Here is a 25004-nt window from a genome sequence, read left to right on the forward strand (position 1 = left end):
CAATGTCCTGACTGAGGAGAAGGTTAACCGCGCAAGGACAATTCAGACAGACGCTGATCACCACCAGCGTTTGTAAGCCTAGGCTTACACGTAATCGTGATACCTCGGTTACCAAACCCTATAACCCGCAATAAAAAAAGCCCCGCCGGAGCGGGGCTTTTGCGTAGCGCTTAGAACTGCGCGGCGTCCAGCAGGTACAGCGACTCGCTGCCCGCCTTCACCGAAGCGCTCAGGGAGTGGATGCGCGGCAGCAGGCGGGCGAAGTAGAAGCGCGCGGTGCCCAGCTTGCTGGCGTAGAACTCGTCCTGGCCTTCCTTGCCCAGCGCGGCGCGCGCCATCAGCGCCCACATGTACGCATAGGCGGTGTAGCCGAAGGCGTGCAGGTACTCGACCGACGCGGCGCCGATCTCGTTCGGGTTGCCCTTGGCGCGGTCCAGGACCCAGGCGGTCAGCTCGTCCAGGTTCTGCACGGCGGCGTTCAGCGGGCCGGTGAACTCGGAAAGCTCGGCCGAGGCCGAAGCGGTGAAGGCGCGGATCTCGTCGGTGAACAGCTTGGCGTAGGCGCCGCCGCTGCCGACGATCTTGCGGCCCATCAGGTCCAGCGCCTGGATGCCGTTGGTGCCTTCGTAGATCTGGGTGATGCGGCAGTCGCGTACCAGTTGCTCCTGGCCCCACTCGCGGATGAAGCCGTGGCCGCCGAAGATCTGCTGGCCGTGAATGGTGGTTTCCAGGCCCATGTCGGTGAGGAAGGCCTTGGCCACCGGGGTCAGCAGGGCGACCAGTTCCTCGGCGCGCTTGCGGGTGGTCGGGTCTTCGCTGTACTTGGCGGTGTCCAGCTGCATGGCGACGTAGCTGGAGAAGGCGCGGCCGCCCTCGTTCAGCGCTTTCATGGTCAGCAGCATGCGACGCACGTCCGGGTGCACGATGATCGGGTCGGCGGCCTTGTCTTTCGCCACCGGGCCGGTCGGCGCGCGGCTCTGGATACGCTCGCGGGCGTACTCCACGGCGCTCTGGTAGGAGCGCTCGCCGGTGGCCAGGCCCTGGATGCCCACGCCCAGGCGCTCGTAGTTCATCATGGTGAACATGGCGGCCAGGCCCTTGTTCGGCGCATCGACGATCCAGCCAGTGGCGCCGTCGAAGTTCATCACGCAGGTGGCGGAGCCCTTGATGCCCATCTTGTGCTCGATGGAGCCGCAGGATACGGCGTTGCGCTCGCCCAGGGAGCCGTCGTCATTGACCATCACCTTCGGCACCAGGAACAGCGAGATGCCCTTGGAGCCGGCCGGCGCGTCGGGCAGCTTGGCCAGCACCAGGTGGATGATGTTCTCGGCCAGGTCGTGCTCGCCGCCGGTGATGAAGATCTTGGTGCCGGAAATCTTGAAGCTGCCGTCGGCCTGCGGCTCAGCCTTGGTGCGGATGATGCCGAGGTCGGTGCCGGAGTGCGGTTCGGTCAGGCACATGGAGCCGGTCCAGACGCCGGCGTACATGTTCGGCAGGTACTTGGCCTTGAGTTCTTCGCTGGCGTGCGCGTTCAGCGACAGGCAGGCGCCGGCGGTCAGCATCGGGTAGAGGCCGAAGGACAGGTTGGCCGAGTTGACCATTTCCTCGACCTGGGCGCCGATCACTTTCGGCATGCCCATGCCGCCGAAGGCCGGGTCGCCGCCCACGCCCACCCAGCCGCCTTCGGCGTAGGTGCGGTAGGCCTCGGGGAAGCCGGCCGGGGTCTTCACGCCGTCGGCGCTCCAGCTGCAGCCTTCCTCGTCGCCGCTGCGGTTCAGCGGAGCGATGACGCCGCCGGTGACCTTGCCGGCTTCTTCGAGGATCGCGCTGGCGGTCTCGGCATCGACGGTTTCGGCCAGCGCCGGCAGTTCTGCCCAGAGCTTGGCAACCTCGAAGACCTCATTGAGGACGAATTGCATGTCACGCAGGGGAGCTTTGTAGTCAGCCATGGATAAATCCTCGAACGAAAACGACGGCTGATCAGCCAGCCAGCGGTATCAGAATAGGAGGTACGCGAAGGTACGCCGCCGGAGTTTACTCCAACAACTTTTCAGACTTTAAGCGTCATGTTGTGACTACACAACTATATATTGGTCACGAAATGTAGCAGAGGCGAAAAGGCCCGCACACGGCGGGCCCTCTCGTCTGACGCGCGATTTACAGGGCGAACTGTTCGACCGACAGGCGCATCAGCACGTCGGAACCGGCTTCCACCGCCGCCACGTGAGCCTGGGCGCGCGGCAGCAGGCGGCTGAAGTAGAACTCGGCCGTCGCCAGCTTCGCCTCGTAATAGGCCGCCTCGCCGGTGCCCTCCTCCCGCTTCTGCTGGGCGACCAGTGCCATGCGCAGCCAGAAGTAGCCGAGGGTGACGTAGCCGGAGAACATCAGGTAGTCCACCGAGGCGGCGCCGACTTCGTCCGGGTTCTTCATGGCCGCCATGCCGACCTTCTGGGTCAGCTCGCCCCACTGCTTGTTCAGCGCCGCGAGCTGGGCGACCTGCGCTTTCAACTGCGGGTGCTCGGCGTGCTGCTGGCAGAGCTGGTGGACCAACTTGGTGAAGCCCATCAGCAGCTTGCCCTGGCTGCCGAGGACCTTGCGGCCCAGCAGGTCCAGCGCCTGGATGCCGTTGGTGCCCTCGTAGATCGGCGCGATGCGGCAGTCGCGCACCAGCTGTTCCATGCCCCACTCGCGGATGAAGCCGTGGCCGCCGAACACCTGCATGCCGATGTTGGTGACCTCAAGCCCGGTCTCGGTCATGAAGGCCTTGCAGATCGGGGTGAGGAAGACCAGCAGGTTGGCGGCGCGCTCGCGCTCCTCGGCGTCCTGGGAGAGGTGCTCGATGTCCAGCAGTTGCGCGGTGAAGTAGGCCAGCGCGCGGTTGCCTTCGTTGAACGCCTTCATGGTCAGCAGCATGCGGCGCACGTCCGGGTGGACGATGATCGGGTCGGCGGGCTTCTCCGGCGCCTTTGGGCCGGTCAGCGAACGCATCTGCAGGCGATCCTGGGCGTAGCGCACGGCACCCTGGTAGCTGGTCTCGCCGAGGCACAAGCCCTGCATGCCGGTACCCAGGCGCGCGTGGTTCATCATGGTGAACATGCAGGCCAGGCCCTTGTTGGCTTCGCCGATGAGGAAACCGCGGGCGCCGTCGAAGTTCATCACGCAGGTGGCGGAGGCCTTGATGCCCATCTTGTGCTCGATGGAGCCACAGGCCACGGCGTTACGCTCGCCAGCTTCGCCGTTCGCATCGAGGTTGAATTTCGGCACGATGAACAGCGAAATGCCCTTGGTTCCAGCCGGGGCGTCGGGCAGCTTGGCCAGCACCAGGTGGATGATGTTCTCGCTCATGTCGTGTTCCCCGGCGGAGATGAAGATCTTGGTGCCGGTGATCGCGTAGCTGCCGTCGGCGTTGGGCACGGCGCGGGTCTTGATGATGCCGAGGTCAGTGCCGCAGTGCGGCTCGGTCAGGCACATGGTGCCGGTCCACACCGCGCTGGTCAGGCGCGGCAGGTAGGTGCTCTTCTGCTCGGCAGTACCGTGGGCATGGATGGCGGCCATGGCGCCCTTGGTCAGGCCGGGGTACATGCCCCAGGAGCAGTTGGACGCGCCGATCATCTCGCTGACCAGCAGGCCAAGGGACGGCGGCAAACCCTGGCCGCCGTATTCCGGATCGCTGGAAACGCCGTTCCAGCCGGCCTCGACGTACTGCGCGAAGGCTTCCTTGAAGCCCTTCGGCGTGGTCACCACGCCGTTGTCGAAGTGGCAGCCTTCCTCGTCACCGGAACGGTTCAGCGGGGCGATGACCTGCTCGCAGAACTTGGCGCCTTCCTCGAGGATGGCGGCGAACATGTCCGGGGTGGCGTCAGTGGCGCCGAGGGCTGCGTAGCGGCCGGTGAAGTCGAAGACTTCGTCGGTGAGGAAGCGCACGTCGCGCAGGGGGGCCTTGTACTCGGGCATCGCGAATCTCCGTTCGGTTCGAGCGCCAGAGCGGCGCGGAAACCTCGAACCTAACGGCGCATGGCCACCCGGACAATCACGCTGCACCTGCTGAATGCGTCGCCATAAGTACCCGCGACGCCGTGCTCAGCCGGTACGCACCGCGCCCCGGTGCGACTGCCCATGCACCGCCACACGATTGCGGCCGCCGCTCTTGGCCGAATACAGCGCCTGGTCGGCACCCTTGATCACCTCTTCCGGGTTGCGCCGTTCGCCGTCGCGCTCGGCAACGCCGACACTGATGGTCACCGAGACCGACTGCGCTTCCCTGCCGCTGCGCCTGCCACGACCCTGACGGTCGTCCTTGGGTCGATTGCCACGGTCGCGCAGTTGCATCGCATAGCCTTCGATGGACTGCCGCACGGCATCCAGGTGCGGCAGACACTGCTCCACCGACTTGCCGGCGAACACCAGGGTGAACTCCTCGCCACCGTAGCGGTAAGCCTTGCCGCCCCCGCCCGTGCGCCGCAACTGGCTGGCAACCATGCGCAGCACCTGGTCGCCGACGTCGTGGCCGTGGCTGTCGTTGAATTTCTTGAAGTGGTCCACGTCGACCATCGCCAGCACGTACTGCTGGCCCAGGCGCTCGAAGCGCTCGTTCAGCGCACGGCGCCCCGGCAGGCCGGTGAGCTCGTCGCGGAAGGCCATCTGGTACGCCTCGTGGGCCACCGCGCAGGCCAGGTTGAGCATCACCAGGCTGGTCATCACGGTCAGCGCGTGGGGCAGGATGAACACCTTGGGCAACATCCACAGCAGGCCGAGCAACCCCACCAGTTGCGCGGCATGCAGCGGCCGCGGCTGGCGTACGTAGGCAGCCACCAGGGCGATGAAGGCGAGGACGAAGCCGAAGTAGGACAACTGCGCCAGGCTCATCCAGCGTCCGTGCAGGGACGGCCAGTAGACATCGCTGAGCAGCTCCGCCAGGCCCTGCGGAAAGCGTTGCGCCAGCGCGGTGGCCACCGCTGCCACGATCAGCAGCACGACGCCGCGGGCCAGCAGGTCCTGCAGCGGCTGCATGCGCTCCTGCCAGATGCCGTACATCCCGTAGAGCAATGGCAGCAACACGCAGCAGAGGTGGAACACCAGCGCCGCGTCCGGCCGCGTCGCGTGCTGGGCGCGGTAGTAGTCCACCTGGGTATCGAGGAGGAAATAGGCGATGTACACCACCCCCAGCATGAACAGCTGGCGCTGGCGGCCGTAGACCATGCACAGGCCGCCACCGAGCAGCAGCAACAGGGTCGGCAGGACGTTGAACAGCGAGATGAAGAATTCGGACAGTTCGGCCAGGGAGCCGGCAACGACGCCCGCCGGAATCAGCAGCAGAGGCGTGAGGAAGTGGCTGAGCCGGTAGGGGGCCGTGGGTCGCACAAGGGGGTCCGATGGATTGGCGCCGGGCTCGGGATCGGCGGGCCGGCAAGTGGCGTAATGATGGCACCTTCCGAAGATATTTGCGTGATAACAGGTACGAAAAAGCCCGCCGAATGGCGGGCTTTTTCCTGTTCAGCAGACGGACGGCAAAGCGTCCCCTCGTCAGTAACTGACAGCTGATCAGTAACCGAGGGCGAAATCTTCCTCGGCCAGGTCCATCAGGTTGCCGGCACCGGACAGCATGGAGCCAACGTGCGCGCGGGTGCGCGGCAGGATGCGCTGGAAGTAGAAGCGCGCGGTCTTCAGCTTGGCCTGGTAGAAGGCCTCTTCGCTGGTACCGGCGGCCAGCTTCTCGGCAGCCAGGCGCGCCATGTCAGCCCAGAAGTAAGCCAGGGCGGCGTAGCCGGAATACATCAGGTAATCCACCGAAGCGGCACCGACTTCCTCGCGGTCCTTCATGGCAGCCATGCCGACCTTCATGGTCAGCTCGCCCCACTCCTTGTTCAACGCGGCCAGCGGGGCAACGAATTCCTTCACGGCTTCATTGGCTTCGTTGGCCTGACAGAACTTGTGCACGATCTTGGTGAAGCCCTTGAGCGCTTCGCCCTGGGTCATCAGGATCTTGCGGCCCAGCAGGTCCAGAGCCTGAACGCCGGTGGTGCCTTCGTACAGCATGGAGATGCGGCTGTCGCGGACGTTCTGTTCCATGCCGTGCTCGGCGATGAAGCCGTGGCCGCCATAGATCTGCACGCCGTGGTTGGCGGCTTCGAAGCCCACTTCGGTCATGAACGCCTTGGCGATCGGAGTGAGGAAGGCCAGCATCGCGTCAGCGGCTTTCTTCTCTTCTTCGTCCTGGCTGCGCTGCACGATGTCCACCTGCTTGGCGGCGAAGTACAGCATGGCGCGGTTGCCTTCGGCGAACGCCTTGGCGGTCAGCAGCATGCGGCGTACGTCCGGGTGCACGATGATCGGGTCAGCGGCTTTTTCCGGAGCTTTCGGGCCGGTCAGCGAACGCATCTGCAGACGCTCGCGAGCGTAGGCGATGCCACCCTGGAAACCGATTTCGGCGTGGGCCAGACCCTGCAGGGCGGTACCCAGGCGAGCGGTGTTCATGAAGGTGAACATGCAGTTCAGGCCCTTGTTCGGCGGGCCGATCAGGAAGCCGGTGGCGGCGTCGAAGTTCATCACGCAGGTGGCGTTGCCGTGAATGCCCATCTTGTGCTCGATGGAGCCACAGGAAACGGCGTTGCGCTCGCCTACGCCGCCTTCTGCGTTGGGCAGGAACTTCGGCACGATGAACAGCGAGATGCCCTTGGTGCCCTGCGGGGCATCGGGCAGGCGGGCCAGCACGATGTGGACGATGTTGTCGGCCATGTCGTGTTCGCCAGCGGAGATGAAGATCTTGGTGCCGGTGACCTTGTAGGTGCCGTCAGCCTGCGGCTCGGCCTTGGTGCGCAGCATGCCCAGGTCGGTGCCGCAGTGCGGCTCGGTCAGGCACATGGTGCCGGTCCACTCGCCGGAAACCAGCTTGGTCAGGTAGGTCTGCTGCTGCTCCGGGGTGCCGTGGGCGTGCAGGGTGTTCATGGCGCCGTGGGACAGGCCGGGGTACATGCCCCAGGACCAGTTGGCCTGGCCGACCATCTCGCTGATCGCCATGCCGAGGGATTCGGGCAGACCCTGGCCGCCGTGCTCGACGTCATGGGCCAGGCTCGGCCAGCCGCCTTCGACGAACTGCTGGTAGGCCTCCTTGAAGCCGGTCGGGGTCTTCACGCCTTCCGGGCTCCACTTGCAGCCTTCCAGGTCGCCGGTGCGGTTCAGCGGAGCGATTACCTGTTCGCAGAACTTCGCACCCTCTTCGAGGATGGCATTGACCATGTCCGGAGTGGCGTCTTGAGCGCCCGGCAGATTCTGGTAGTGCGCTTCGTAGCCCAGCAGCTCGTCGCGAACGAAACGGATATCACGCAAGGGGGCCTTGTAATCAGGCATAGCGGTAAACCTCTACGAAGGGTTCTGGTTAATGGGCGACCGGTCGTTGCGGTCGCAGTGCGGGATCGTTCCCGGCCGCCCAGTCGGTGCGCGCACGCATCCAAACAGTCAAACAGGCGTTTGAAACATACGTTTACGCCATACCCTTGTCAAGCACGCAGACCGACCACCCGGTCACGCTCGCAAGGCTACCGCCGGAGCGCTTTTGCGCCGCCGTCCTGACATTGATTAAAGCCCATGGCAGAGCGGCCGGCGTGTCGCGAGGACAGCCGGCGGGGCAGATAGAAGATACGGAGGGAAAGTGACCGTCAGGCGCGGATATCGATGAGGGTGCCGAGCGTTTCGTCGGCGGCCTGGATGACCTTGGCGCCGGCTTCGACCTCGTGCTGGCCGCGGCGCAGGTCCACCAGGTGATCGGCCAGGGCTTCGCTTGCGCCATTGCTGCCGCTGGCGATCCGGGCGCCTGCCTGATCGACGCGCTGCTGGCCGCTCTGGACCGAGCTCAGGCCCGCGGCGAATGCATTAGCGGAGATTTCCATCGGTGCGTCTCCCAGGACAAAGGCAGCCAATGGCCACCATTCAAGCAGACTTCCGCCCGCGCGGCCAGGCGTTGTTACAGATCGAGAATGCTCAGGTCCAGGTGGGCTGCGACGCCTGCGGGCGTCGCCGGCGACAGCCGGGGCACGCGGCCGATGCAGGGCGCCGGCAGGCGCTCGGCCAGGGTCGCCAGGTTCTCCTCCAGGCGCGAGGTCGTCGGATCGACGATATTCGCCACCCAGCCGGCCAGTTGCAGGCCGTCACGCTGTATCGCCTCGGCGCTGAGCACCGCGTGGTTGATGCAACCCAGGCGCACGCCGACCACCAGGATCACCGGCAGATCGAGTGCGGTTGCCAGGTCCGACAGGCTCTCCTCCCCCGACAACGGCACGCGCCAGCCGCCCGCCCCTTCCACCACAGTGAAGTCGGCGCCCAGTTGCAGCACCGAACGCACGGCCGGCGCCAGCGACTCGACCTGCAGCTTCACGCCCTTCTCCCGCGCGGCGAGGTGCGGCGCGATGGCAGGCGCAAAGGCGAAGGGGTTCACCTGGTCGTAGGCCAGCGGCAGGCTGCATTCGGCCAGCAGCGCCAATGCGTCCTCGTTGCGCAGTCCCTCGGGCGTTTTCGCACAACCGGAGGCCACCGGCTTGGCTGCCGCCGTGGACAATCCGGCCAGTCGCGCCGCATGGAGCAGGCCGGCAGCGATGGTGGTCTTGCCGATCTCGGTGTCAGTGCCGGTGATGAAGTAGGCGTGGGACATGGCGTTCCTCTGGAGCTTTACCGTAGGAGCGGACTCCGTCCGCGATCGCCATTGCTGGGCGGCCCATCGCGGACAAAGTCCGCTCCTACTAAGAATAGTTTTTGCGCAGGACGGCGTAGACCACCCGGTAGGTGGCAGGCAGTCCCTGGGTCTGGCGGAAGCGTTCGTAGGCGGCGATCAGCGCGCGCACCCGCTCGCGCCCGGTCAGGCCATCGGGCCGGCCGGGGTTGAGGTTGTGCGCACCGAGCGCCTTGAGTTCGTGGGTCAGGCTGCGCAGGTCAGGGAAATGCAGGACGCGGTCCTCGGTGCGCAGCTCCAGCACCTCCAACCCGCTGTCGGCGCAGTGCCGCTGATAGTCCTCGAAAGCGCGGAAGCGGTTCACATGGACGAAGCCGTCCACCGCCTCCCAGGCACTGCGCAGTTCGCCCAGGGTGCCGACACACAGGCTGCTGAAGGCCAGCACGCCATTGGGGCGCAGCACCCGCCGCGCCTCGCTCAGCACCGACGGCAGGTCCGCGCACCATTGCAGCGCCAGGCTGGAGAACAGCAGGTCGCAGGCGCCGTCACGCAGCGGCAGGTGCTCGGCATCGCCGCCGACGAAGTGCTCCGCGCCGCCCAACTCGCGGGCATGGCGCAGCATGCCTTCGGCGATATCGACGGCCAGACCGTGGGCCTGTGGATAACGCGTCGCCAGGGCGCGGGTGAAATAGCCAGTGCCGCTGCCCAGGTCGACCCAGCGCTGCGGCGCCAGCTCGTCCGGCAGTTGCTGCAGAAGCTGCGAGCCGACCGCGCGTTGCAGATCGGCCACCGCATCGTAGGTCTCGGCGGCACGGGAGAAGGAAGCGGCCACCTGACGCTTGTCAGGCAGCACGCTGTGACTGCAGTCAGGCATCGTCGCCCTCATGGATGAATCTCAGGATGGCGGCGGCGGTTTCGTCCGGCTGCTCCAGCGGCAACCCGTGGCTGGCGCCGGACACCCGGCTGACCTCGACGTCCGGCAGCCATTCCAGCAAAGCGTCGGCGGCAGAGGCCGGCACCAGGGCATCGTTCTCGGCGAACAGGTGCAGTTGCGGACCGGGGTAACGGCTCAGCGCGGTGCGGGTATCCAGCTGACCGAGCAGCTGCAAACCGGCGGTCAGACCCTCGGCATCCAGCTGCGGCAAGGCCACCTGCAGTTGCCGCGCGAGCGTGCGCGGGTCACGGGCGCCCTGGCTGACCAGCAGGGTGAAGCGCTTGCGCACCAGTTGCGGTTCCAGCAGGAAGGCTTCGAAGAAGTCCTCGAACACCTCGTTCGCCATGGCCTCGGGCCAATCCTCGCGGCGGCGGAAGCAGGGGTTGCTGGCCAGGGTGACCAGCCCGCGACAGGACTCGCCCCGGCGCGCCGCCAGCTCGGCGGCGAGCATGCCGCCCAGCGACCAGCCGGCGATCCAGGCGTCGTGGGCGACGTTATCGTCCAGCTCATCGAGCCAGACGCTGGGGTCGGCATCGGTCGGCAGCGGTTCGATCTGCACGTTCAGGTGCGGCGCCTGTTCCAGCAGCGCATCGCGCAGCGGCTCCAGCGGCGCGCTGCCCAGGCCCCAGCCGGGCAGCAGGATCAGTTGGTCACGCATCATCGCCCTCCTCGGCATCGATTTCTGCCAGAAGGCTAGACGACACCCGCTGCCAGCCTTCGGCCAGCGCCACCAGCAGGCGGTCCACCTGGGCTTCGCTGTGCAGCGCGGACAGGGTCACGCGCAGGCGCGCGGTGCCGGCCGGCACGGTGGGCGGGCGAATGGCGCCAACCTGGATGCCGCGCTCGCGCAGCTCCGCCGACAGGGCCATGGCCTGGCGGCTGCCACCGATGACGATCGGCTGGATCGGCGTCGGGCTGTCCATCAGGCGCAGGCCGATGGCCTGGGCGCCGGCGCGGAAGCGGGCGATCAGCGCGTTCAGGTGGTCGCGGCGCCAGTTCTCGGCGCGCAGCACCTCCAGGCTCTTCAGCGTGGCGCAAGCCACCGCCGGTGGCTGGCTGGTGGTGTAGATGTAGGGACGGGCGAACTGGATCAGCGTATCGATCAGCTCCTCGCTGCCGGCCACGAAGGCGCCGGCGGTGCCGAAGGCCTTGCCGAGGGTGCCGACCAGTACCGGCACATCATCGATACCCAGGCCGAAGTGTTCGACGATGCCGCCGCCGGTCGCGCCCAGCGGGCCGAAGCCGTGGGCGTCATCGACCATCATCCAGGCGCCCTGCTTTCGAGCCGTCGCGCAAAGGGTGGGCAGATCGGCGAGGTCGCCGTCCATGCTGAACACGCCGTCGGTGACGACCAGCGTATTGCCTTCGGCCTTGTCCAGACGGGAAGCAAGGCTGGCGGCGTCGTTGTGCAGGTAGCGCGAGAAGCGCGCGCCGGAGAGCAGGCCGGCATCCAGCAGCGAGGCGTGGTTGAGGCGGTCTTCCAGCACGCTGTCACCCTTGCCGACGAGGGCGGTGACGGTGCCGAGATTGGCCATGTAGCCGGTGGAGAACAGCAGCGCGCGCGGGCGGCCGGTGAACTCGGCGAGCGCCAGCTCCAGCTCGTGGTGCGGGCCGCAGTGGCCGTTGACCAGGTGCGAGGCGCCACCGCCGACGCCCCAGCGCTGGGCGCCGGCGCGCAGGGCGGCAATCACCTCGGGGTGACTGGCCAGGCCCAGGTAATCGTTGGAACAGAAGGCCAGCATCGGCTGGCCATCGATGACCACGTCCGGCCCCTGCGGGCTCTCCAGCAGCGGACGCTGGCGGTAGAGGTCGTCCGCCTTGCGCTGAGCAAGGCGGGCGCTGAGATCGAAAGACATACGCAACCCCGAATCGGCGGCGGCCCTCCGAGGCGAGGACCTGTAGGAGCGAGCTTGCTCGCGAACCGCCCAGCACCGAAGTATTCGGGAAGACTGTTCGCGAGCAAGGACTAGGCGTCCCCCTCGCTCCTACATAGAAAAGCAGATCAGGCCGAAGCCGCGTTGTAGAACAGCTGGGAGTCGCGTTGTTCCACCAGCGCCTGCTCGATGGCGGCCTGGTGCACTTCGTCGGCGTGCTCCTCGCGCTCTTCGGGCTTGATGCCCAGGCGCGCGAACAGCTGCATGTCCTTCTCGGCCTGCGGGTTCTTGGTGGTCAGCAGCTTCTCGCCGTAGAAGATCGAGTTGGCGCCGGCCATGAAGGCCAGGGCCTGCATCTGCTCGTTCATCTGCTCGCGGCCGGCGGACAGGCGCACGTGGGATTTCGGCATGAGGATGCGGGCGACGGCCAGGGTGCGGATGAAGTCGAACGGATCGACGTCCTTCTCCTCGGCCAGCGGAGTGCCCTTGACCTTCACCAGCATGTTGATCGGCACCGATTCCGGGTGCTCGGGCAGGTTGGCCAGCTGGATCAGCAGGCCGGCGCGGTCGTCCACCGACTCGCCCATGCCGAGGATGCCGCCGGAGCAGATCTTCATCCCCGCCTCGCGCACGTAGGCCAGGGTCTGCAGGCGCTCGCCGTAGGTGCGGGTGGTGATGATGTTGCCGTAGAACTCCGGCGAGGTATCGAGGTTGTGGTTGTAGTAGTCCAGGCCCGCTTCGGCGAGGGCCTTGGTCTGCTCCTGGTCCAGGCGACCGAGGGTCATGCAGGTTTCCAGGCCGAGCTTCTTCACGCCCTTCACCATTTCCAGCACGTAGGGCATGTCCTTGGCCGACGGGTGCTTCCACGCAGCCCCCATGCAGAAGCGGGTGGAGCCGATGGCCTTGGCTTCCGCCGCGGCCTCCAGCACCTTCTGCACTTCCATCAGCTTTTCCTTGTCCAGGCCGGTGTTGTAGTGGCCGGACTGCGGGCAATATTTGCAGTCTTCCGGGCAGGCGCCGGTCTTGATCGACAGCAGCGTGGAAACCTGCACGCGATTCGGGTCGAAGTGCGCGCGGTGCACGGTCTGCGCCTGGAACAGCAGGTCGTTGAAGGGCTGTTCGAACAGGGCACGGACTTCGGCAAGAGTCCAGTCGTGGCGGGTTACTTGGGCTGCGGTGGCACTCATCGGCAAAGTCCTTCGACGCTTGGGGGCGCCTCTTGTCTAAGGTGCCCCGGCGGCGCGCCACCGGGGGAATCAGGCTCAAGGCATCATATGTGGACCTGTGACGCTGTCAACCACTCTCTCGACACAGGTTGACAAGTGATCAATAAATAATCACCCCGATGCAACGCTCGGCTGAGTCATGCGGCGGCGGCGCAGCCCGGCGTAGACCCCGGCCGAGACCAGGAAGGTCAGCGGTGCGGAGAACGACTGCAGGCTACCGCCCGCCTCCATCAACCCGAAGCCCAGCAGTGCACCGCAGAACCAGGCGGCCAGCCCCAGCGGGTTCAGCCGCGCCGGCTCCCCCGCAGGCAGCGGCGCCCTGCCGAGGATGTGCGCCAGCGCCACGCCGACCCAGGCCACCACGAACACGCCCTGCCAGGCCAGCGCCTTGAGCAGCCAGGCGAAAACGTCCGCCAGCATCAGCGCATAGACCACCGCGCCGACCACCACCGCCCAGACCAGGCTGGAAGCGCGCAGGCGGAACACCTCGGCGAAGAACGCCTGCATGTTCACCGTCGCCAGGTAGTAGTTGGCGGTGTTGATCCGGGTCTGCGTCACCCAGACGAACAGCAGCCCCCAGATCCCCATCAGCTTGAGGATCGCCAGGACCACGGTGACCTCGCTCAGCACGCCCTCCTGCGGAATGCTGCTGGCCAGGTAGATGCCGGCCATGCCGTTGAGCAGGAAGGTCACCAGGTAGAAGGGCATGCCGAAGTTCCAGCGCCCGTGCCAGGCGGCGTCTTCCGGCTTGCCGAAGCGGGCGTAGTCGAAGGTGAACATCATCAGCACCCAGACGCCCATGTAGGCCGTGAAGCAATCCCACCAGCCGCCGGTCGGCGGATTCGCCGGGCCGAAATCCAGCCACTGCGGCTGGTAGCCGTACGCGGAGATGGACAGCGCCACCGCCGCCAGCAGGCCGAACAGGTAGAACGGCAGCAGCACGCCATTGAAGCGGTCCAGCCAATGCTGCACGCCGCCAAAGATCAACGGCACGCTATAGAGCACCACCAGCAGCGCCGCCAGCGAATAGGACACGCCGGGATAGAGGTGGTTGAGCGCCACGGCGATCACCGAGCCTTCGAACACCGCGTAGTAGATCGCCGTGGAGAAGAAGATCAGGGTCGCCAGGGACGCGCCCGCGCTGCCGAACAGAACGCGCGAGAACAGCGCAACGGAAAGTCCGGTGCGAATGGCGTAGCGGCTGATCACGGCGTTGATCAGGCCGTAGCATGCCACCGACAGCAACATGCCAAGGATCGCGTTGCGTGCGCCGTAGGCCAGCGCCAGCGAGGCGCCCACGACGATGTAGAACATGGCGCTGCACACGGCCCACCAGGCCATGCTCAGGGAAAGCCGGCCCATCCGGGCATGGCTGGGAACAGAGGAAGCGGAAGGATCGACTTCGGGATGCTGCGACAGACTTGCCATCTTGGTTTCTCCGCAAGATGAGGGCTTGGCGAACGGCAGCAGGAAGCCGCGGCGGCGCCCTGGAAGGTGCCACCGGAAATCGCGCCGCCGCGGCGTTGTTATTGGCTAGGCAAGAAAGAAGCGGTTCAGGTTTTCCAGTTGCTGGTTGTATCGGCGCCGCGCCGCCAGGGCTTCCTCCAGGGTGATGGCGACGAAACGGGCTTTCTGGTTGGGCTGCATCTGCGCCATGCGGTTGAGGTCCGGACTGATCACCGTGCCGATGGTGGCGTAGCCGCCGCCGGACACCGCGTCGCGGTGCAGGATGATCGGCTCCAGCCCGCCGGGGACCTGGATCGAGCCGATCGGGTAGCAGGCATCGACGATGTTCGACGGGTCGGAACCGGCGCCGAACGGCTGCTCGCGCGGCTCGAAGGCCAGCGGCGTGCCGCCCTTGAAGCGGTAGCCGGTGCGGTCCGCCTCGGAGCCGACGGTCCAGGTGTCGGCGAAGAACTGTTCGGCGGCCCGGGCCGTCAGGCGGTGGTGATAGAGGCCGGGCACCACCCGCAGGCTGACCTCGCCACCTACGTCGATCTGCAGCGAGCGCGGCAAGGCCAGGCCTTCCTGCCCATGCCCGTGAGGCGCCCCCAGAGGCAGCTCGTCGCCGGCCTGCAGGCGCCGGCCGTGCAGCCCGCCGATGGCGCCCAGGCCATAGGTGGAACGGCTGCCCAGCACGTCGGGCACATCGATGCCGCCGTCGATGGCGATGTAGCCACGCGCCCCGGCCTTGATGAAGTCGAAGCCCAGCACCTGCCCGGCACGCACCCGGAAGGCGGTGTCCAGCGGCATCTCGGCACCCTCGATGCGCGGCGTCATGGCGGCGCCGCAGACGGCCACCAGGGCATCGCGCTGGAATTCCAGCTGCGGGCCGAGCAGTGTGCATTCGAGCACCGCCGCGGCAGCCGGATTGCCCACCAGCAGGTTGGCGGCGCGCAGCGCGTACTGGTCAAGCGCACCGGAGGGCGGAATACCCAGGTGGTAATAACCCTCGCGGCCGCCGTCCTGGACCGAGGTGGCGAGGCCGGGTTTGAGCACCTTAAGCGACATGGAGCACCTCCTGCAGGCGCTGCTTGCAGCCTTGCGGGTCGTTGAGGAAGGCGTCGAGGTCGAACTCGACCGGACGGATGCGCAGATCGAAGCTGCCGGCTTCCACCTCCGCCAACGCCTGGTCGTATTCGGCACGGTCGATGGGTTTGAATTGCACGATGTCGCCGGCACGGAAGAACACCATGGAGTCCTTCAGGTAGCCCAGGCTCTGCTGCGGGTCGTAGATCGGCGCCGGGGTGACGCCGAACATCTGGTAGCCGCCGGCGCCGCGCACGGAATAGATGCAGCCGAAGCAGCCGCCATGACCGAGGGTCAGTTTCGGCGTGTCGGTGCGCGGACGCAGGTACTTGGGCACCTGCAGTTGCCGTTCGCGCTCGACCATCTGGTACATGAACGGCAGGCCGGCGACGAAGCCGACCATGGAGACGAACCACGGCGTGCCGCTGTGGGCCTCGATGAAGGCCTGGGCGTCCTGGTAGCCGTTGACCCGCGCGGCGTACTCCAGGTCGGTGGAGTCCGGGTCCTGGTGACGATCGCGGAAACGCATCAGGGTCTCGTGGGTCCAGGGGTCGTTGTACAGCACCGGGATCTCGATGATCCGGGTCTGGATACGGCGTTCGGTGGTGGCCTGCGATTCCAGCTCGCGCACCCGTTCGAGCAGCGCCTGCGGGGCGATCAGGTCCGGATTGAAGCGCACCTGGAACGAAGCGTTGGCCAGGCACACATCGAGCACACCGGGGATCGCCTGCTGCTCGATCGCCCGGGTGACGGCCATGCCGCGGAAGAACGCCTCCAGCGACATGGACTCGGCGACCTCGGCGAACAGGTGCTCGTCGCCGCCGAAGCTGTAGCGAATCTGCTCGTGCATGTCACACCTCCGCCGCGGCCGAGCGCTCGGCCAGCCAGATTTCCAGGGTACCGGTATCGAACTGCGCCGCCTGCACGCGCGCATCAGCCAGCAGCCAGCGGTGCAGCAGCAGGGTGGTCGCCATGCCGGTCAGCTCGGTGTGCTCCAGCGCACGCCGGGCGCGCTCGAAGGCTTCTGCGCGGTCGCGGCCGTGGACGATGATCTTCGCCAGCAGCGAGTCGTAGTAAGGCGGCACGCGATAACCGGGGTACAGGTGGCTGTCCACCCGAACGCCCTCGCCCTGTGGCCAGCCCAGGCTCTCCACCACGCCGGGACAGGGGAAGAAGTTGCGCGCCGGGTCTTCGGCGTTGATGCGCATTTCCAGCGCAGCGCCGTTCAGGCGGATGTCGTCCTGGCGCAGCGCCAGCGGCTCGCCACCGGCGATGCGCAGCATGGCCTGGACCAGGTCGATGCCGGTGATCATTTCGCTGACCGGGTGCTCGACCTGGATGCGGGTGTTCATCTCGATGAAGAAGAACTCGCCGCTGTGCGCATCGAACAGGTACTCCAGCGTACCCGCTCCGCGATAGCCCAGGCTCTGGGCCAGGCGTACCGCGCTGGCGCAAAGCGCCGCGCGCTGGCTGTCGTTCAGGGCGGCGGAAGGCGCCTCCTCGAAGACTTTCTGCCGGCGCCGCTGCAGCGAACACTCGCGCTCGAACAGATGCACCGCGCGCTCGCCGTCACCGAGAATCTGCACCTCGATGTGCCGCGCCTGGCGGATGAAGCGCTCCAGGTACACCGCGCCGGAGCCGAAGGCCGCCAGGGCTTCGCGCTGGGCGATGGGGAACTCGCGGCGAAGCTCGTCGGCATCATGGGCGATGCGGATGCCGCGTCCGCCGCCGCCGGCGGAGGCCTTGATCAGCAGTGGATAACCAACGTCCCCGGCACAACGCAGCGCCGCGTCGATATCGTCCAGCTCGCCGGGCGAACCCGGCACCACCGGCACCCCGGCGGCCATGGCGGTACGCCGTGCCTCGGCCTTGTCGCCCATGCGGCGAATGGTCTGCGCATCGGGGCCGACGAAGACCAGCCCGGCCGCCACCACCGCCTGGGCGAAATCGGCATTCTCGGAGAGGAAGCCGTAGCCGGGATGGATCGAGTCCGCACCGGTTTCCCGCGCGGCCAGCAACAAGGCCTCGGCATTCAGGTAGCTGCGGTCGGCACGGGCCGGCCCGATGATCCGGACCTCGTCGGCCTGGCGCGCGGCCAGCGAATCGGCATCGGCCTCGCTGCACACGGCGACCGTGGGAATCCCCAGGGCCCGGGCGGCGCGGATGATGCGCACGGCGATCTCGCCACGGTTGGCGATCAGCAGTTTCTTCAGCATGGCCCGGTCCTCAAGCGTCGACGCGGATGGTCGCCAGTTCCTGTCCCGGCTCGATCGGGTCGCCGTCCTCCACCAGGAAGGCCTGCAGCGTGCCGGCGCATTCGGCGTGGACTTCGGAGAACTGCTTCATCACCTCGACCAGCCCGATCACGCTGCCGGGCTCGACCCGCTGGCCGACCTCGGCGTAGACCGGGGCATCCGGCGTCGGCTTGCGGTAGAAAGTGCCCGGCAAGGGCGACTGCACGTTATGTTCGGCCATGACTGTTCCTCATTGTTCGAATGTATGGATGGCAGATGCAGTAAGAAGTGTTCCCGCGACGCGGGGAGCGCTCAGCGCGGCGCCTTGATGGCGATGCCCGCGCCCAGCAGGGCTGTGCGGGTGGCCTGGACCAGCGCCAGCGCGCCGGGCGTGTCGCTGTGGATGCAGACCGAGTCGAAGGCAATCTCGATGTCGTCGCCCTCCACCGTGCGTACGCGCCCCTCCTGACAGGCCCGCAGCACCTTGGCCGCGACCGCCTGCGGATCGAGTGCGGTCACCCGGCGGATGAAGACGATGGAGCCGCTGTTGTCGTAGTCGCGATCGGCATAGAACTCGCGCACCGTCGGCTGGCCCAGCTTCTGGGCGGCGCGCCAGGTGGCCGAGCCGGGCATGCAGAACAACAGCAGCTCGGGGTCGATGCGCTGCAGCGTTTCGACGAATGCGTGGGCCGCCTGCTCGTCGCGCGCCAGGTGCATGTACAGCGCGCCGTGGGGCTTGATGTGCTGCAGCCGCGTACCGTACAGGCGGGCGAATTCACGCAGGGCGCCGAGCTGGTAGAGCATGTCGTTGATCAGTTCGACGGCGGGCGCGTTGATGTGCCGGCGACCGAAGCCAACCAGGTCGCGGAAACCGGGATGGGCGCCGATGCCGACGCCGTGTTCGAGGGCCAGTTCGACGGTGCGACGCATGATGTTCGGGTCACCGGCGTGAAAACCCGTGGCGATGTTGGCGCTGCTGATCAGCGGCATGATCGCCGCGTCCACGCCATCGCCAATGGTCCAGGGACCGAAGCCTTCCCCCATGTCGGAATTGAGATCGACTGTTTTCATCACCGCGTGGCCTCTGTATTGGAATGCGCAAGGTCAGTGAGGTGACGTTAAGTCGCGACGCCGGTATTGGGTAGATTTATTATCCGATAGACTTGATTCTGAAAAATCGATACCTGTCGGAGCGATTCCCATGGCTTTCACCCTGCGCCAGGTGCGCTATTTCGTCGCCACCGCGGAGGTCGGGCAGATTTCCCAGGCGGCGGTGAACCTGCACATTTCGCAGTCGGCGGTCACCAGTGCGATCCAGGAACTGGAAAGCCTGCTCGGCGCCGCGCTGTTCACCCGCACAGCCCAGGGCATGACGCTGACCGACAACGGCCGGCACTTCCTCAACCACGCCTATTCGATCCTGCGCAGCGTGGATGACGCCCTGAACAGCCCGCTGCCCGACACCCAGCTCAACGGCAGCCTGAACCTCGCCGCCAGCTACACTGTGATGGGCTACTTCCTGCCGCACCACCTGCAGCGCCTGGCCCAGTGGTACCCGGACCTGCGCCTGCACCTGCACGAGCAGGAGCGGGTGGACATCGAGCAGGGGCTGCTCGATGGCCGCTACGACATGGCCGTGGTGCTGACCGGCAACCTGACCGAGCCGCAGGTCGCCTCGGAAACGCTGTTCAGCTCCACCCGCCGGCTCTGGCTGCCGGTTCGTCATCCGTTGGCCGAGCGCCCGGCGGTGGCGCTGGCGGATGTCGCCGACGAGCCCTACATCATGCTCACGGTCGATGAGGCGGGGGAGTCGTCGATGCGCTACTGGCAGGCCAGCGGACAGGAGCCTCGCGTGATCCTGCGCACCAGTTCGGTGGAAGCGGTGCGCAGCATGGTCGCCAACGGCTCCGGCGTGGCTATTCTCTCGGACCTGGTCTACCGCCCCTGGTCGCTGGAAGGCAAACGCATCGAAACCCTGAGCCTGGTCGACCCGGTCCCCTCGATGAGCGTGGGCCTGGCCTGGCACCGTGAGCGCGGAATGACACAGGCCATGAAGGCGTTCCGCGAATACTTCCGGCAGTCTTTCCTCGCCCCGCAACTGAGCAGTACACGCCGCTGAACCCGGCGCGTACTCCAACGCTCCAATCCATCAGGACATTCAGGAGTCATTACCCAGATGGGAACAGAAGGATTCTTCGACAGCCTCGGCCAGATGGTCGGCAAGGCCATCCGTTTCATCGTCGACCTCTTGTCGGGACTGCTCGGCGGCCTGTGGCGCGCCATGGACGATTTCTTCCACGGTCTGGCACGCGCCGTCGGAATCGACGTCTCGATCTTCAGCTTCGTCCTGCTCTTCCTCGGCCTGTTGCTGCTCTACAGTGGCATCCGCGCCTTCCTGCGGCGCTCGATCTTCGGCGGGCTGATCTGGACGGTGCTGGGGCTGCTGGTCCTGAGCTGGCTGATCCACTGATACCCGCCCCCATGGAGGGGTGGAATGCGCTTGGCTCAATGGCGCCCGGTGTGGTGGCGCCCTCGTGTGCAGTGCCTGTTGTGCGGCGGATTGGCAGAGCACCCTGCCCTGCCGCTCTGCTCCGGCTGCGATGACGACCTGCCATGGCTCGCCGGGCACTGCACGATCTGCGCCCTGCCGCTGCCGGTCGCCGGCCTCACCTGCGGGCAATGCCTGCGTCGCACGCCGGCTTTCCAGCGAGTCGAAACGCCGCTGCGCTACGGCTTCCCCGTCGACGCCCTGATCACCCGCTTCAAGCACCAGGCCAACGCCCCCTTCGGACGGCTGCTCGCGCAGTTGCTGGCGCGTCACCTCGCGCACGCCTTCGACGAGGGATTGCCGCGCCCGGACCGCCTGCTGCCCGTGCCGCTGTCGCGCCAACGCGAGCGCCAGCGCGGCTTCAACCAGGCCGCCCTGTTGGCCGCCTGGCTGGCCGAACCGCTGGGCCTGCCTGTGGATGACCGGACGCTGCGGCGTATCCAGGACACTCCGGCGCAGCAGGGCCTGGACGCCGCCACGCGCAAACGCAACCTGCGCCGGGCCTTCGCCGTGACCGATGGCGCGCGGATCGAAGGCCAACACCTGGCCCTGGTGGACGACGTGCTGACCACCGGCGCCACCGCCCAGTTCATCGCCCGCGAGCTGCACAAGGCCGGCGCGAGGCGGGTCGACGTCTACTGCCTGGCGCGCACGCCGGCCCCGGAATAGACGACCGCTCGTCGACATTCCGGGCAATTTTCCCTTGCCTTTTGCCGGCGAGCGAAGGAGCCTCGCCGCATACCAATAAGCACTCGCGAAACCATGACCACCCTCAGCCTGCTGACCCAGCACGTCACCCGCCGCCCGCAACGCATCGCCCTGCTCGCGCAGATCGCCCAGCTCGGCTCGATCACCCACGCCGCCAAGGCCGCCGGGATGAGCTACAAGACCGCCTGGGACGCCATCGACGAACTGAACAACCTCTCCGACCGCCCGCTGGTGGAACGCAGCGTCGGCGGCAAGGGCGGCGGCGGCGCACGCCTGACCGCCGACGGCGAACGCCTGCTGGCGCTCTACCAGCGCCTGGAAGCCCTGCGCGAGCACATCGTCGAGAACGTCGAGCACCAGGCCGACCTGGAACTGATCGGCCGCCTGATGATGCGCACCAGCGCCCGCAATCAGTTGCACGGGCACATCTGCGCCATCGAACCTGCCGGGCTCAATGACCTGGTGTGCGTCGAGCTGCCCGGCGGCTCGCGCATCCAGGCGCGAGTCACCCGCGAAAGCACCGAGAAGCTGGAGCTGCGCGACGGCCAGCCGGTGGTCGCGCTGATGAAGGCCGGCTGGCTGTACGTCGACCTGCCGCACATTCCCTGCCCGGACGGACTGAACGCGCTGAAAGGCCACATCGACGACATCCGTGAGGCCGACGACGGTCCCAGCGAAGTGCGCATCCAGTTGCCCAGCGGGCAGATGCTCTGCGCCCTGACCGATCCGGAACGCATCGAGATCCTGCGCCTGAAGCCTGGCGCCCAGGTCCGCGCGCAGTTCTCCCCGGCCCAGGTGATCCTCGGCACGCCGCTCTAGCTTTCCCAGCCCCATCGGCCGCACTGCAGGCCCGGCAGAAGCCGATGCCGGGCCCGCGGAAACAGGCGCTGAGGCAAACCGCTCGCGGGGGTACACTAGGCGGCCTGTACACTGCCCGGATCGTCGCCATGTCTCATCCCTTCTCCGACCTCACTCCCGACCTGGTTCTGGATGCGGTGGAAAGCATCGGCTTCCTGAGTGACGCCCGCGTGCTCGCGCTCAACAGCTACGAGAACCGCGTCTACCAGGTCGGCATCGAAGACAGCGAACCGCTGATCGCCAAGTTCTACCGCCCGGGCCGCTGGACCAACGAGGCGATCCTCGAAGAACACGCCTACTCCGCCGAGCTGGCCGAATGCGAAGTGCCCGTGGTGGCGCCGCTGGTCCACGAGGGCAGGACCCTGTTCGAGCACGCCGGCTTCCGCTTTACCCTGTTCCCCCGCCGTGGCGGCCGCGCACCGGAGCCGGGCAATCTCGACCAGCTCTATCGCCTGGGCCAGTTGCTCGGCCGCCTGCACGCCGTGGGCGCGAACCGTCCGTTCGAGCACCGCGAAGCGCTGACGCCGCAGAACTTCGGCCATGAGTCCCTGGCGACCCTGCTGGAAGGCAACTTCATTCCGAAAAGCCTGCTGCCGGCCTACGAGTCAGTGGCCCGCGACCTGTTGAAGAAGATCGACGAACTGTACGCGCGGGTGAGCTACACGCCCATCCGCATGCACGGCGATTGCCACCCCGGCAACCTGCTGTGCCGCGACGAGACCTTCCACGTCGTGGACCTCGACGACTGCCGCATGGGCCCCGCCGTGCAGGACCTGTGGATGATGCTGGCCGGCGAGCGCCAGGAGCGCCTCGGGCAGCTCTCGGAACTGGTCGACGGCTACCAGGAGTTCCATGACTTCGACCCGCGCGAGCTGCCGCTGATCGAAGGCCTGCGCGCCCTGCGTCTGATGCACTACAGCGCCTGGCTGGCGCGGCGCTGGGACGACCCGGCATTCCCGCCGAGCTTCCCCTGGTTCGGCAGCGAGCGGTATTGGGGCGACCAGGTGCTGGTGCTGCGCGAACAGCTGGCGGCGTTGGATGAGGAGCCGTTGCGGTTGTTCTGATCGCCGGCATTCGCTTGCCGGCCTGATGGCCGGATCGCGGACGGAGTCCGCTCCTACACGCATATGCGGGGACTCCGTCCGCAATACGCTCAAGCCTCCGCTAACCGTAGGAGCGGGCCATGCCCGCGATCACGCCCATGGGGCGCTCCTACAAGGTTCCGGAGTCGTACCGTAACGCCAACGTTACGCATATTCGAAGACGCACCTGCGTCATCCACCGCAGCAGCACAGACAAGCCCCGACTCGCACCCTAGAATTAGCCAGCCACTCATTAGCTGCCTAACCAAGGATGTTCCATGGCTACCGCCAATCCCCGCCGGGGCTATGCCCTGGGCCTGACTGCCTATGTCATCTGGGGGCTCTTCCCGATCTACTTCAAACTGCTCGAACGTATTCCCGCGCTGGAGATCATCACCCACCGCGCCATCTGGTCCGCGGTATTCGGCGCCCTGCTCCTGCTGGTGTGGAAACACCCCGGCTGGTGGCGCGAACTGCGCGAGAACCCCAAGCGCATCGCCGTGCTCACCGCCAGCGGCCTGCTGATCGCCAGCAACTGGCTGGTCTATGTCTGGGCGGTGAACAACGGCCACATGATCGAGGCCAGCCTGGGCTACTACATCAACCCGCTGATCAACGTGCTGCTGGGCCTGGTGATCCTGCGCGAACGCCTGCGTCCGCTGCAGTGGGTCGCCGTGGGTCTCGCCGCGCTGGGCGTGGCCCAGCAGCTCTGGCAACTGGGCAGCCTGCCCTGGGTGTCGCTGGCGTTGGCGCTGACCTTCGGCTTCTACGGGCTGATCCGCAAACAGGCGCCGGTGGCTGCGCTGCCGGGGCTGGTGGTGGAAACCTGGATCCTGCTGCCGCTGGCGATCGGCTACCTCGTACTGTTCGCCGACGGCCCGAGCGTGCACGCGGATTTCTGGACCACCAAGGACGCCATCTGGCTCGCCGCTGCCGGCCCGATCACCCTGGTGCCGCTGGTGTGCTTCAACGCCGCCGCACGCCACCTGCCCTACGCCACGCTGGGCTTCCTGCAATACCTGGCACCGACCCTGGTGCTGCTGCAGGCCATCTTCCTGTTCGGCGAGCACCTGGACAGCACCCGCCTGCTGTCCTTCGGCTGCATCTGGCTGGCGCTGGTGGTGTACAGCCTGGACATCTGGTATCGCCTCTCCCGCGGCAATTGATCGATTTTTGACCGCATCGCTGTAAGCCCCGCGGATCGGGGCTTGCAGCAAGCAGCCACCAGACTATCCACAGCCCCATCCCGCACAAACGGGGATAAGCGCCTCGCTCGGCTTCTTATCCCCAGCCCTGCCGACGCAGTGCTGACTGGGCTGTTCGCCTGCACCGCTTTCGATCATTTTTCGATCAAACCTCGCAAAGCCACGGAAAGCCTGGGATACAGCGATATTCCCAGCGCTTTTCCACAGGCTCATCCCCGTATGCTGTGAATCATCCGAGGCTTTCCGGTCAGTCCGTGGACAACTCCACAAAGACCGCGCCAACAAAGGCTTGCAGCCATCTACCAACGGCCTTTCCACAGACTCATCCAGAGGTTTTGTGCACAGCCACGGGCCAGGGCGCTTTTTTCATTCGGCGGTACGCCAGGAGCGAAGGAGCCGTTCAGAAAACGAGCAAATCCCTACAGGCACCGCCATCACTGGCCCATAGAGAGTTATCAACAGAAAGCTCACGGAGCGATCCACGCGATCTGTGCACAGCACCGCTGCGGCGCGTGGATAAGCGATGAAGCCTGCAGCCCAATGAACATGGACCCTCTGCAAATCCAATCACAGAGAGCCCACAGACTTACCCACAAATGGGAAACGAAGGGTTGGCGGATCAATCCCCGCTGTGGAAATTCAACTCCACCATCAGGTCATCCGCCAGCTCCTCCAGGCGCTCCTGCAAGGTTTCCAGCGGCAGGGTCAGCGGCACCGCCAGCAGCGCCTCGGCGTGGAACAGCGGCTCGCTGCTCATCGGCGCCGGCAGGACTTCAGTGGTCAGGCGCTCCAGGTTGACGCCATGTTCGGTGAGCAGGCGCGTGATATCGCGGACGATGCCGGGGCGATCGTTGCCGACCAGATCCAGATGGATCGGCTTCCAGTTGCACGACGGCTCGATACCGCTCTCCGCCAGCAGCACGCGTATGCCGTGGACCGACAGCCCTTGCAGGCCCTCGACCAGTTCGTCGTAGCCTTCGGCGGGAACCGCCACCCGCAGGATGCCGGCGAATTGCCCGGCCATGCGCGACATGCGGCTTTCCAGCCAGTTGCCGCCGTGTGCGGCGATGCACTGGGCGATGCGTTCCACCAGACCCGGCTGATCCGGGGCGATGACCGTGAGAACGAGGTGATCCATGGGGCA

23 protein-coding genes are annotated in these 25004 nt (G+C 66.5%); 6 read left to right on the plus strand and 17 right to left on the minus strand.

The window, feature by feature from the left end; all coding sequences use genetic code 11:
- Positions 1-170: 170 nt before the first annotated feature.
- The 16 genes from ACQ5BL_RS15965 to ACQ5BL_RS16040 form a co-directional block, all read right to left on the minus strand.
- Positions 171-1949, minus strand: coding sequence for an acyl-CoA dehydrogenase C-terminal domain-containing protein (locus ACQ5BL_RS15965; protein WP_243807900.1), 1779 nt, complete (start codon positions 1947-1949; stop codon positions 171-173).
- Between the two features lie 208 nt (positions 1950-2157).
- On the minus strand, positions 2158-3954 hold the full coding sequence (locus tag ACQ5BL_RS15970) for an acyl-CoA dehydrogenase C-terminal domain-containing protein (RefSeq protein WP_243807901.1): 1797 nt from the start codon (positions 3952-3954) through the stop codon (positions 2158-2160).
- A 126-nt stretch (positions 3955-4080) separates the two neighbouring features.
- Complete coding sequence (locus ACQ5BL_RS15975) at positions 4081-5361, minus strand: GGDEF domain-containing protein (protein WP_207888156.1); 1281 nt, start codon at positions 5359-5361, stop codon at positions 4081-4083.
- A 180-nt stretch (positions 5362-5541) separates the two neighbouring features.
- Positions 5542-7347, minus strand: coding sequence for a phenylacyl-CoA dehydrogenase (locus tag ACQ5BL_RS15980; RefSeq protein WP_207888155.1), 1806 nt, complete (start codon positions 7345-7347; stop codon positions 5542-5544).
- 308 nt (positions 7348-7655) lie between these two features.
- The gene (locus ACQ5BL_RS15985) at positions 7656-7886 is read right to left on the minus strand and encodes a hypothetical protein (RefSeq protein WP_207888154.1); all 231 of its coding nucleotides are present in this window, start codon (positions 7884-7886) and stop codon (positions 7656-7658) included.
- A 74-nt stretch (positions 7887-7960) separates the two neighbouring features.
- The gene (gene bioD / locus ACQ5BL_RS15990; protein ID WP_243807902.1) at positions 7961-8644 is read right to left on the minus strand and encodes a dethiobiotin synthase; all 684 of its coding nucleotides are present in this window, start codon (positions 8642-8644) and stop codon (positions 7961-7963) included.
- A gap of 88 nt (positions 8645-8732) precedes the next feature.
- A complete protein-coding gene (gene bioC, locus ACQ5BL_RS15995) occupies positions 8733-9548 on the minus strand; it encodes a malonyl-ACP O-methyltransferase BioC (RefSeq protein ID WP_430293188.1) in 816 nt (271 codons plus the stop codon).
- On the minus strand, positions 9529-10254 hold the full coding sequence (locus ACQ5BL_RS16000) for an alpha/beta fold hydrolase (protein ID WP_243807905.1): 726 nt from the start codon (positions 10252-10254) through the stop codon (positions 9529-9531). The genes bioC and ACQ5BL_RS16000 overlap by 20 nt, the downstream gene beginning before the upstream one ends.
- Positions 10247-11452 carry an 8-amino-7-oxononanoate synthase gene (gene bioF, locus ACQ5BL_RS16005; protein ID WP_243807908.1) on the minus strand — a complete coding sequence of 402 codons (1206 nt, stop codon included), beginning with the start codon at positions 11450-11452 and terminating at the stop codon, positions 10247-10249. Before bioF ends, ACQ5BL_RS16000 begins: the two co-directional genes overlap by 8 nt.
- Before the next feature lie 146 nt (positions 11453-11598).
- Positions 11599-12657: a biotin synthase BioB gene (bioB, locus tag ACQ5BL_RS16010; protein WP_207888149.1), complete on the minus strand. Its 1059-nt coding sequence runs from the start codon at positions 12655-12657 to the stop codon at positions 11599-11601.
- Positions 12658-12807: 150 nt separating this feature from the next.
- On the minus strand, positions 12808-14124 hold the full coding sequence (locus tag ACQ5BL_RS16015; protein WP_243807910.1) for a purine-cytosine permease family protein: 1317 nt from the start codon (positions 14122-14124) through the stop codon (positions 12808-12810).
- A 105-nt stretch (positions 14125-14229) separates the two neighbouring features.
- The gene (locus ACQ5BL_RS16020) at positions 14230-15207 is read right to left on the minus strand and encodes a biotin-dependent carboxyltransferase family protein (RefSeq protein ID WP_243807911.1); all 978 of its coding nucleotides are present in this window, start codon (positions 15205-15207) and stop codon (positions 14230-14232) included.
- Positions 15197-16075: a 5-oxoprolinase subunit B family protein gene (locus ACQ5BL_RS16025; protein WP_207888147.1), complete on the minus strand. Its 879-nt coding sequence runs from the start codon at positions 16073-16075 to the stop codon at positions 15197-15199. Before ACQ5BL_RS16025 ends, ACQ5BL_RS16020 begins: the two co-directional genes overlap by 11 nt.
- A 1-nt stretch (position 16076) precedes the next feature.
- Positions 16077-17441, minus strand: a complete 1365-nt coding sequence (locus tag ACQ5BL_RS16030) for an acetyl-CoA carboxylase biotin carboxylase subunit (protein ID WP_243807912.1) — start codon at positions 17439-17441, stop codon at positions 16077-16079.
- A 10-nt stretch (positions 17442-17451) separates the two neighbouring features.
- Positions 17452-17700: an acetyl-CoA carboxylase gene (locus ACQ5BL_RS16035; protein ID WP_207888145.1), complete on the minus strand. Its 249-nt coding sequence runs from the start codon at positions 17698-17700 to the stop codon at positions 17452-17454.
- A 71-nt stretch (positions 17701-17771) separates the two neighbouring features.
- The gene (locus tag ACQ5BL_RS16040) at positions 17772-18530 is read right to left on the minus strand and encodes a 5-oxoprolinase subunit PxpA (RefSeq protein ID WP_243807913.1); all 759 of its coding nucleotides are present in this window, start codon (positions 18528-18530) and stop codon (positions 17772-17774) included.
- A 130-nt stretch (positions 18531-18660) separates the two neighbouring features.
- Here ACQ5BL_RS16040 and ACQ5BL_RS16045 point away from each other — a divergent pair, with 130 nt between their 5' ends.
- The 6 genes from ACQ5BL_RS16045 to rarD all read left to right on the plus strand — a co-directional run bounded on the left by ACQ5BL_RS16045 (position 18661) and on the right by rarD (position 23821).
- A complete protein-coding gene (locus ACQ5BL_RS16045) occupies positions 18661-19578 on the plus strand; it encodes a LysR family transcriptional regulator (RefSeq protein WP_207888143.1) in 918 nt (305 codons plus the stop codon).
- Positions 19579-19635: 57 nt separating this feature from the next.
- Entirely contained in the window at positions 19636-19929 is a 294-nt protein-coding gene (locus tag ACQ5BL_RS16050) for a hypothetical protein (protein WP_207888142.1), read from the plus strand.
- A gap of 24 nt (positions 19930-19953) precedes the next feature.
- Positions 19954-20676, plus strand: a complete 723-nt coding sequence (locus ACQ5BL_RS16055; protein ID WP_243807914.1) for a ComF family protein — start codon at positions 19954-19956, stop codon at positions 20674-20676.
- A gap of 93 nt (positions 20677-20769) precedes the next feature.
- Positions 20770-21534 (plus strand): TOBE domain-containing protein, encoded by a 765-nt coding sequence (locus ACQ5BL_RS16060; protein WP_430293189.1) that lies wholly within the window; start codon positions 20770-20772, stop codon positions 21532-21534.
- Positions 21535-21662: 128 nt separating this feature from the next.
- A complete protein-coding gene (locus tag ACQ5BL_RS16065; protein WP_243807915.1) occupies positions 21663-22637 on the plus strand; it encodes a serine/threonine protein kinase in 975 nt (324 codons plus the stop codon).
- A gap of 296 nt (positions 22638-22933) precedes the next feature.
- Positions 22934-23821, plus strand: coding sequence for an EamA family transporter RarD (gene rarD / locus ACQ5BL_RS16070; RefSeq protein ID WP_207888138.1), 888 nt, complete (start codon positions 22934-22936; stop codon positions 23819-23821).
- 658 nt (positions 23822-24479) lie between these two features.
- Here the strand turns inward: rarD and ACQ5BL_RS16075 are convergent.
- Entirely contained in the window at positions 24480-24998 is a 519-nt protein-coding gene (locus ACQ5BL_RS16075) for a glycine cleavage system protein R (RefSeq protein ID WP_207888137.1), read from the minus strand.
- Between the last annotated feature and the right edge of the window lie 6 nt (positions 24999-25004).

This window comes from Pseudomonas sp. B1-22 (assembly GCF_050474425.1).
GTDB lineage: Bacteria > Pseudomonadota > Gammaproteobacteria > Pseudomonadales > Pseudomonadaceae > Pseudomonas.

Coding starts and splice junctions, on each gene's coding strand:
- ACQ5BL_RS16055 (WP_243807914.1), top strand. CDS start 19,954: ATGCGCTTGGCTCAATGGCGCCCGGTGTGGTGGCGCCCTCGTGTGCAG.
- bioC (WP_430293188.1), bottom strand. CDS start 9,548: ATGAGGGCGACGATGCCTGACTGCAGTCACAGCGTGCTGCCTGACAAG.
- ACQ5BL_RS16040 (WP_243807913.1), bottom strand. CDS start 18,530: ATGAAAACAGTCGATCTCAATTCCGACATGGGGGAAGGCTTCGGTCCC.
- ACQ5BL_RS16035 (WP_207888145.1), bottom strand. CDS start 17,700: ATGGCCGAACATAACGTGCAGTCGCCCTTGCCGGGCACTTTCTACCGC.
- ACQ5BL_RS16025 (WP_207888147.1), bottom strand. CDS start 16,075: ATGCACGAGCAGATTCGCTACAGCTTCGGCGGCGACGAGCACCTGTTC.
- ACQ5BL_RS15980 (WP_207888155.1), bottom strand. CDS start 7,347: ATGCCTGATTACAAGGCCCCCTTGCGTGATATCCGTTTCGTTCGCGAC.
- ACQ5BL_RS16045 (WP_207888143.1), top strand. CDS start 18,661: ATGGCTTTCACCCTGCGCCAGGTGCGCTATTTCGTCGCCACCGCGGAG.
- ACQ5BL_RS16075 (WP_207888137.1), bottom strand. CDS start 24,998: ATGGATCACCTCGTTCTCACGGTCATCGCCCCGGATCAGCCGGGTCTG.
- ACQ5BL_RS16000 (WP_243807905.1), bottom strand. CDS start 10,254: ATGCGTGACCAACTGATCCTGCTGCCCGGCTGGGGCCTGGGCAGCGCG.
- ACQ5BL_RS15985 (WP_207888154.1), bottom strand. CDS start 7,886: ATGGAAATCTCCGCTAATGCATTCGCCGCGGGCCTGAGCTCGGTCCAG.
- ACQ5BL_RS16065 (WP_243807915.1), top strand. CDS start 21,663: ATGTCTCATCCCTTCTCCGACCTCACTCCCGACCTGGTTCTGGATGCG.
- ACQ5BL_RS16030 (WP_243807912.1), bottom strand. CDS start 17,441: ATGCTGAAGAAACTGCTGATCGCCAACCGTGGCGAGATCGCCGTGCGC.
- bioB (WP_207888149.1), bottom strand. CDS start 12,657: ATGAGTGCCACCGCAGCCCAAGTAACCCGCCACGACTGGACTCTTGCC.
- bioD (WP_243807902.1), bottom strand. CDS start 8,644: ATGTCCCACGCCTACTTCATCACCGGCACTGACACCGAGATCGGCAAG.
- ACQ5BL_RS15970 (WP_243807901.1), bottom strand. CDS start 3,954: ATGCCCGAGTACAAGGCCCCCCTGCGCGACGTGCGCTTCCTCACCGAC.
- ACQ5BL_RS16050 (WP_207888142.1), top strand. CDS start 19,636: ATGGGAACAGAAGGATTCTTCGACAGCCTCGGCCAGATGGTCGGCAAG.
- ACQ5BL_RS16060 (WP_430293189.1), top strand. CDS start 20,770: ATGACCACCCTCAGCCTGCTGACCCAGCACGTCACCCGCCGCCCGCAA.
- bioF (WP_243807908.1), bottom strand. CDS start 11,452: ATGTCTTTCGATCTCAGCGCCCGCCTTGCTCAGCGCAAGGCGGACGAC.
- ACQ5BL_RS16020 (WP_243807911.1), bottom strand. CDS start 15,207: ATGTCGCTTAAGGTGCTCAAACCCGGCCTCGCCACCTCGGTCCAGGAC.
- ACQ5BL_RS16015 (WP_243807910.1), bottom strand. CDS start 14,124: ATGGCAAGTCTGTCGCAGCATCCCGAAGTCGATCCTTCCGCTTCCTCT.
- rarD (WP_207888138.1), top strand. CDS start 22,934: ATGGCTACCGCCAATCCCCGCCGGGGCTATGCCCTGGGCCTGACTGCC.
- ACQ5BL_RS15965 (WP_243807900.1), bottom strand. CDS start 1,949: ATGGCTGACTACAAAGCTCCCCTGCGTGACATGCAATTCGTCCTCAAT.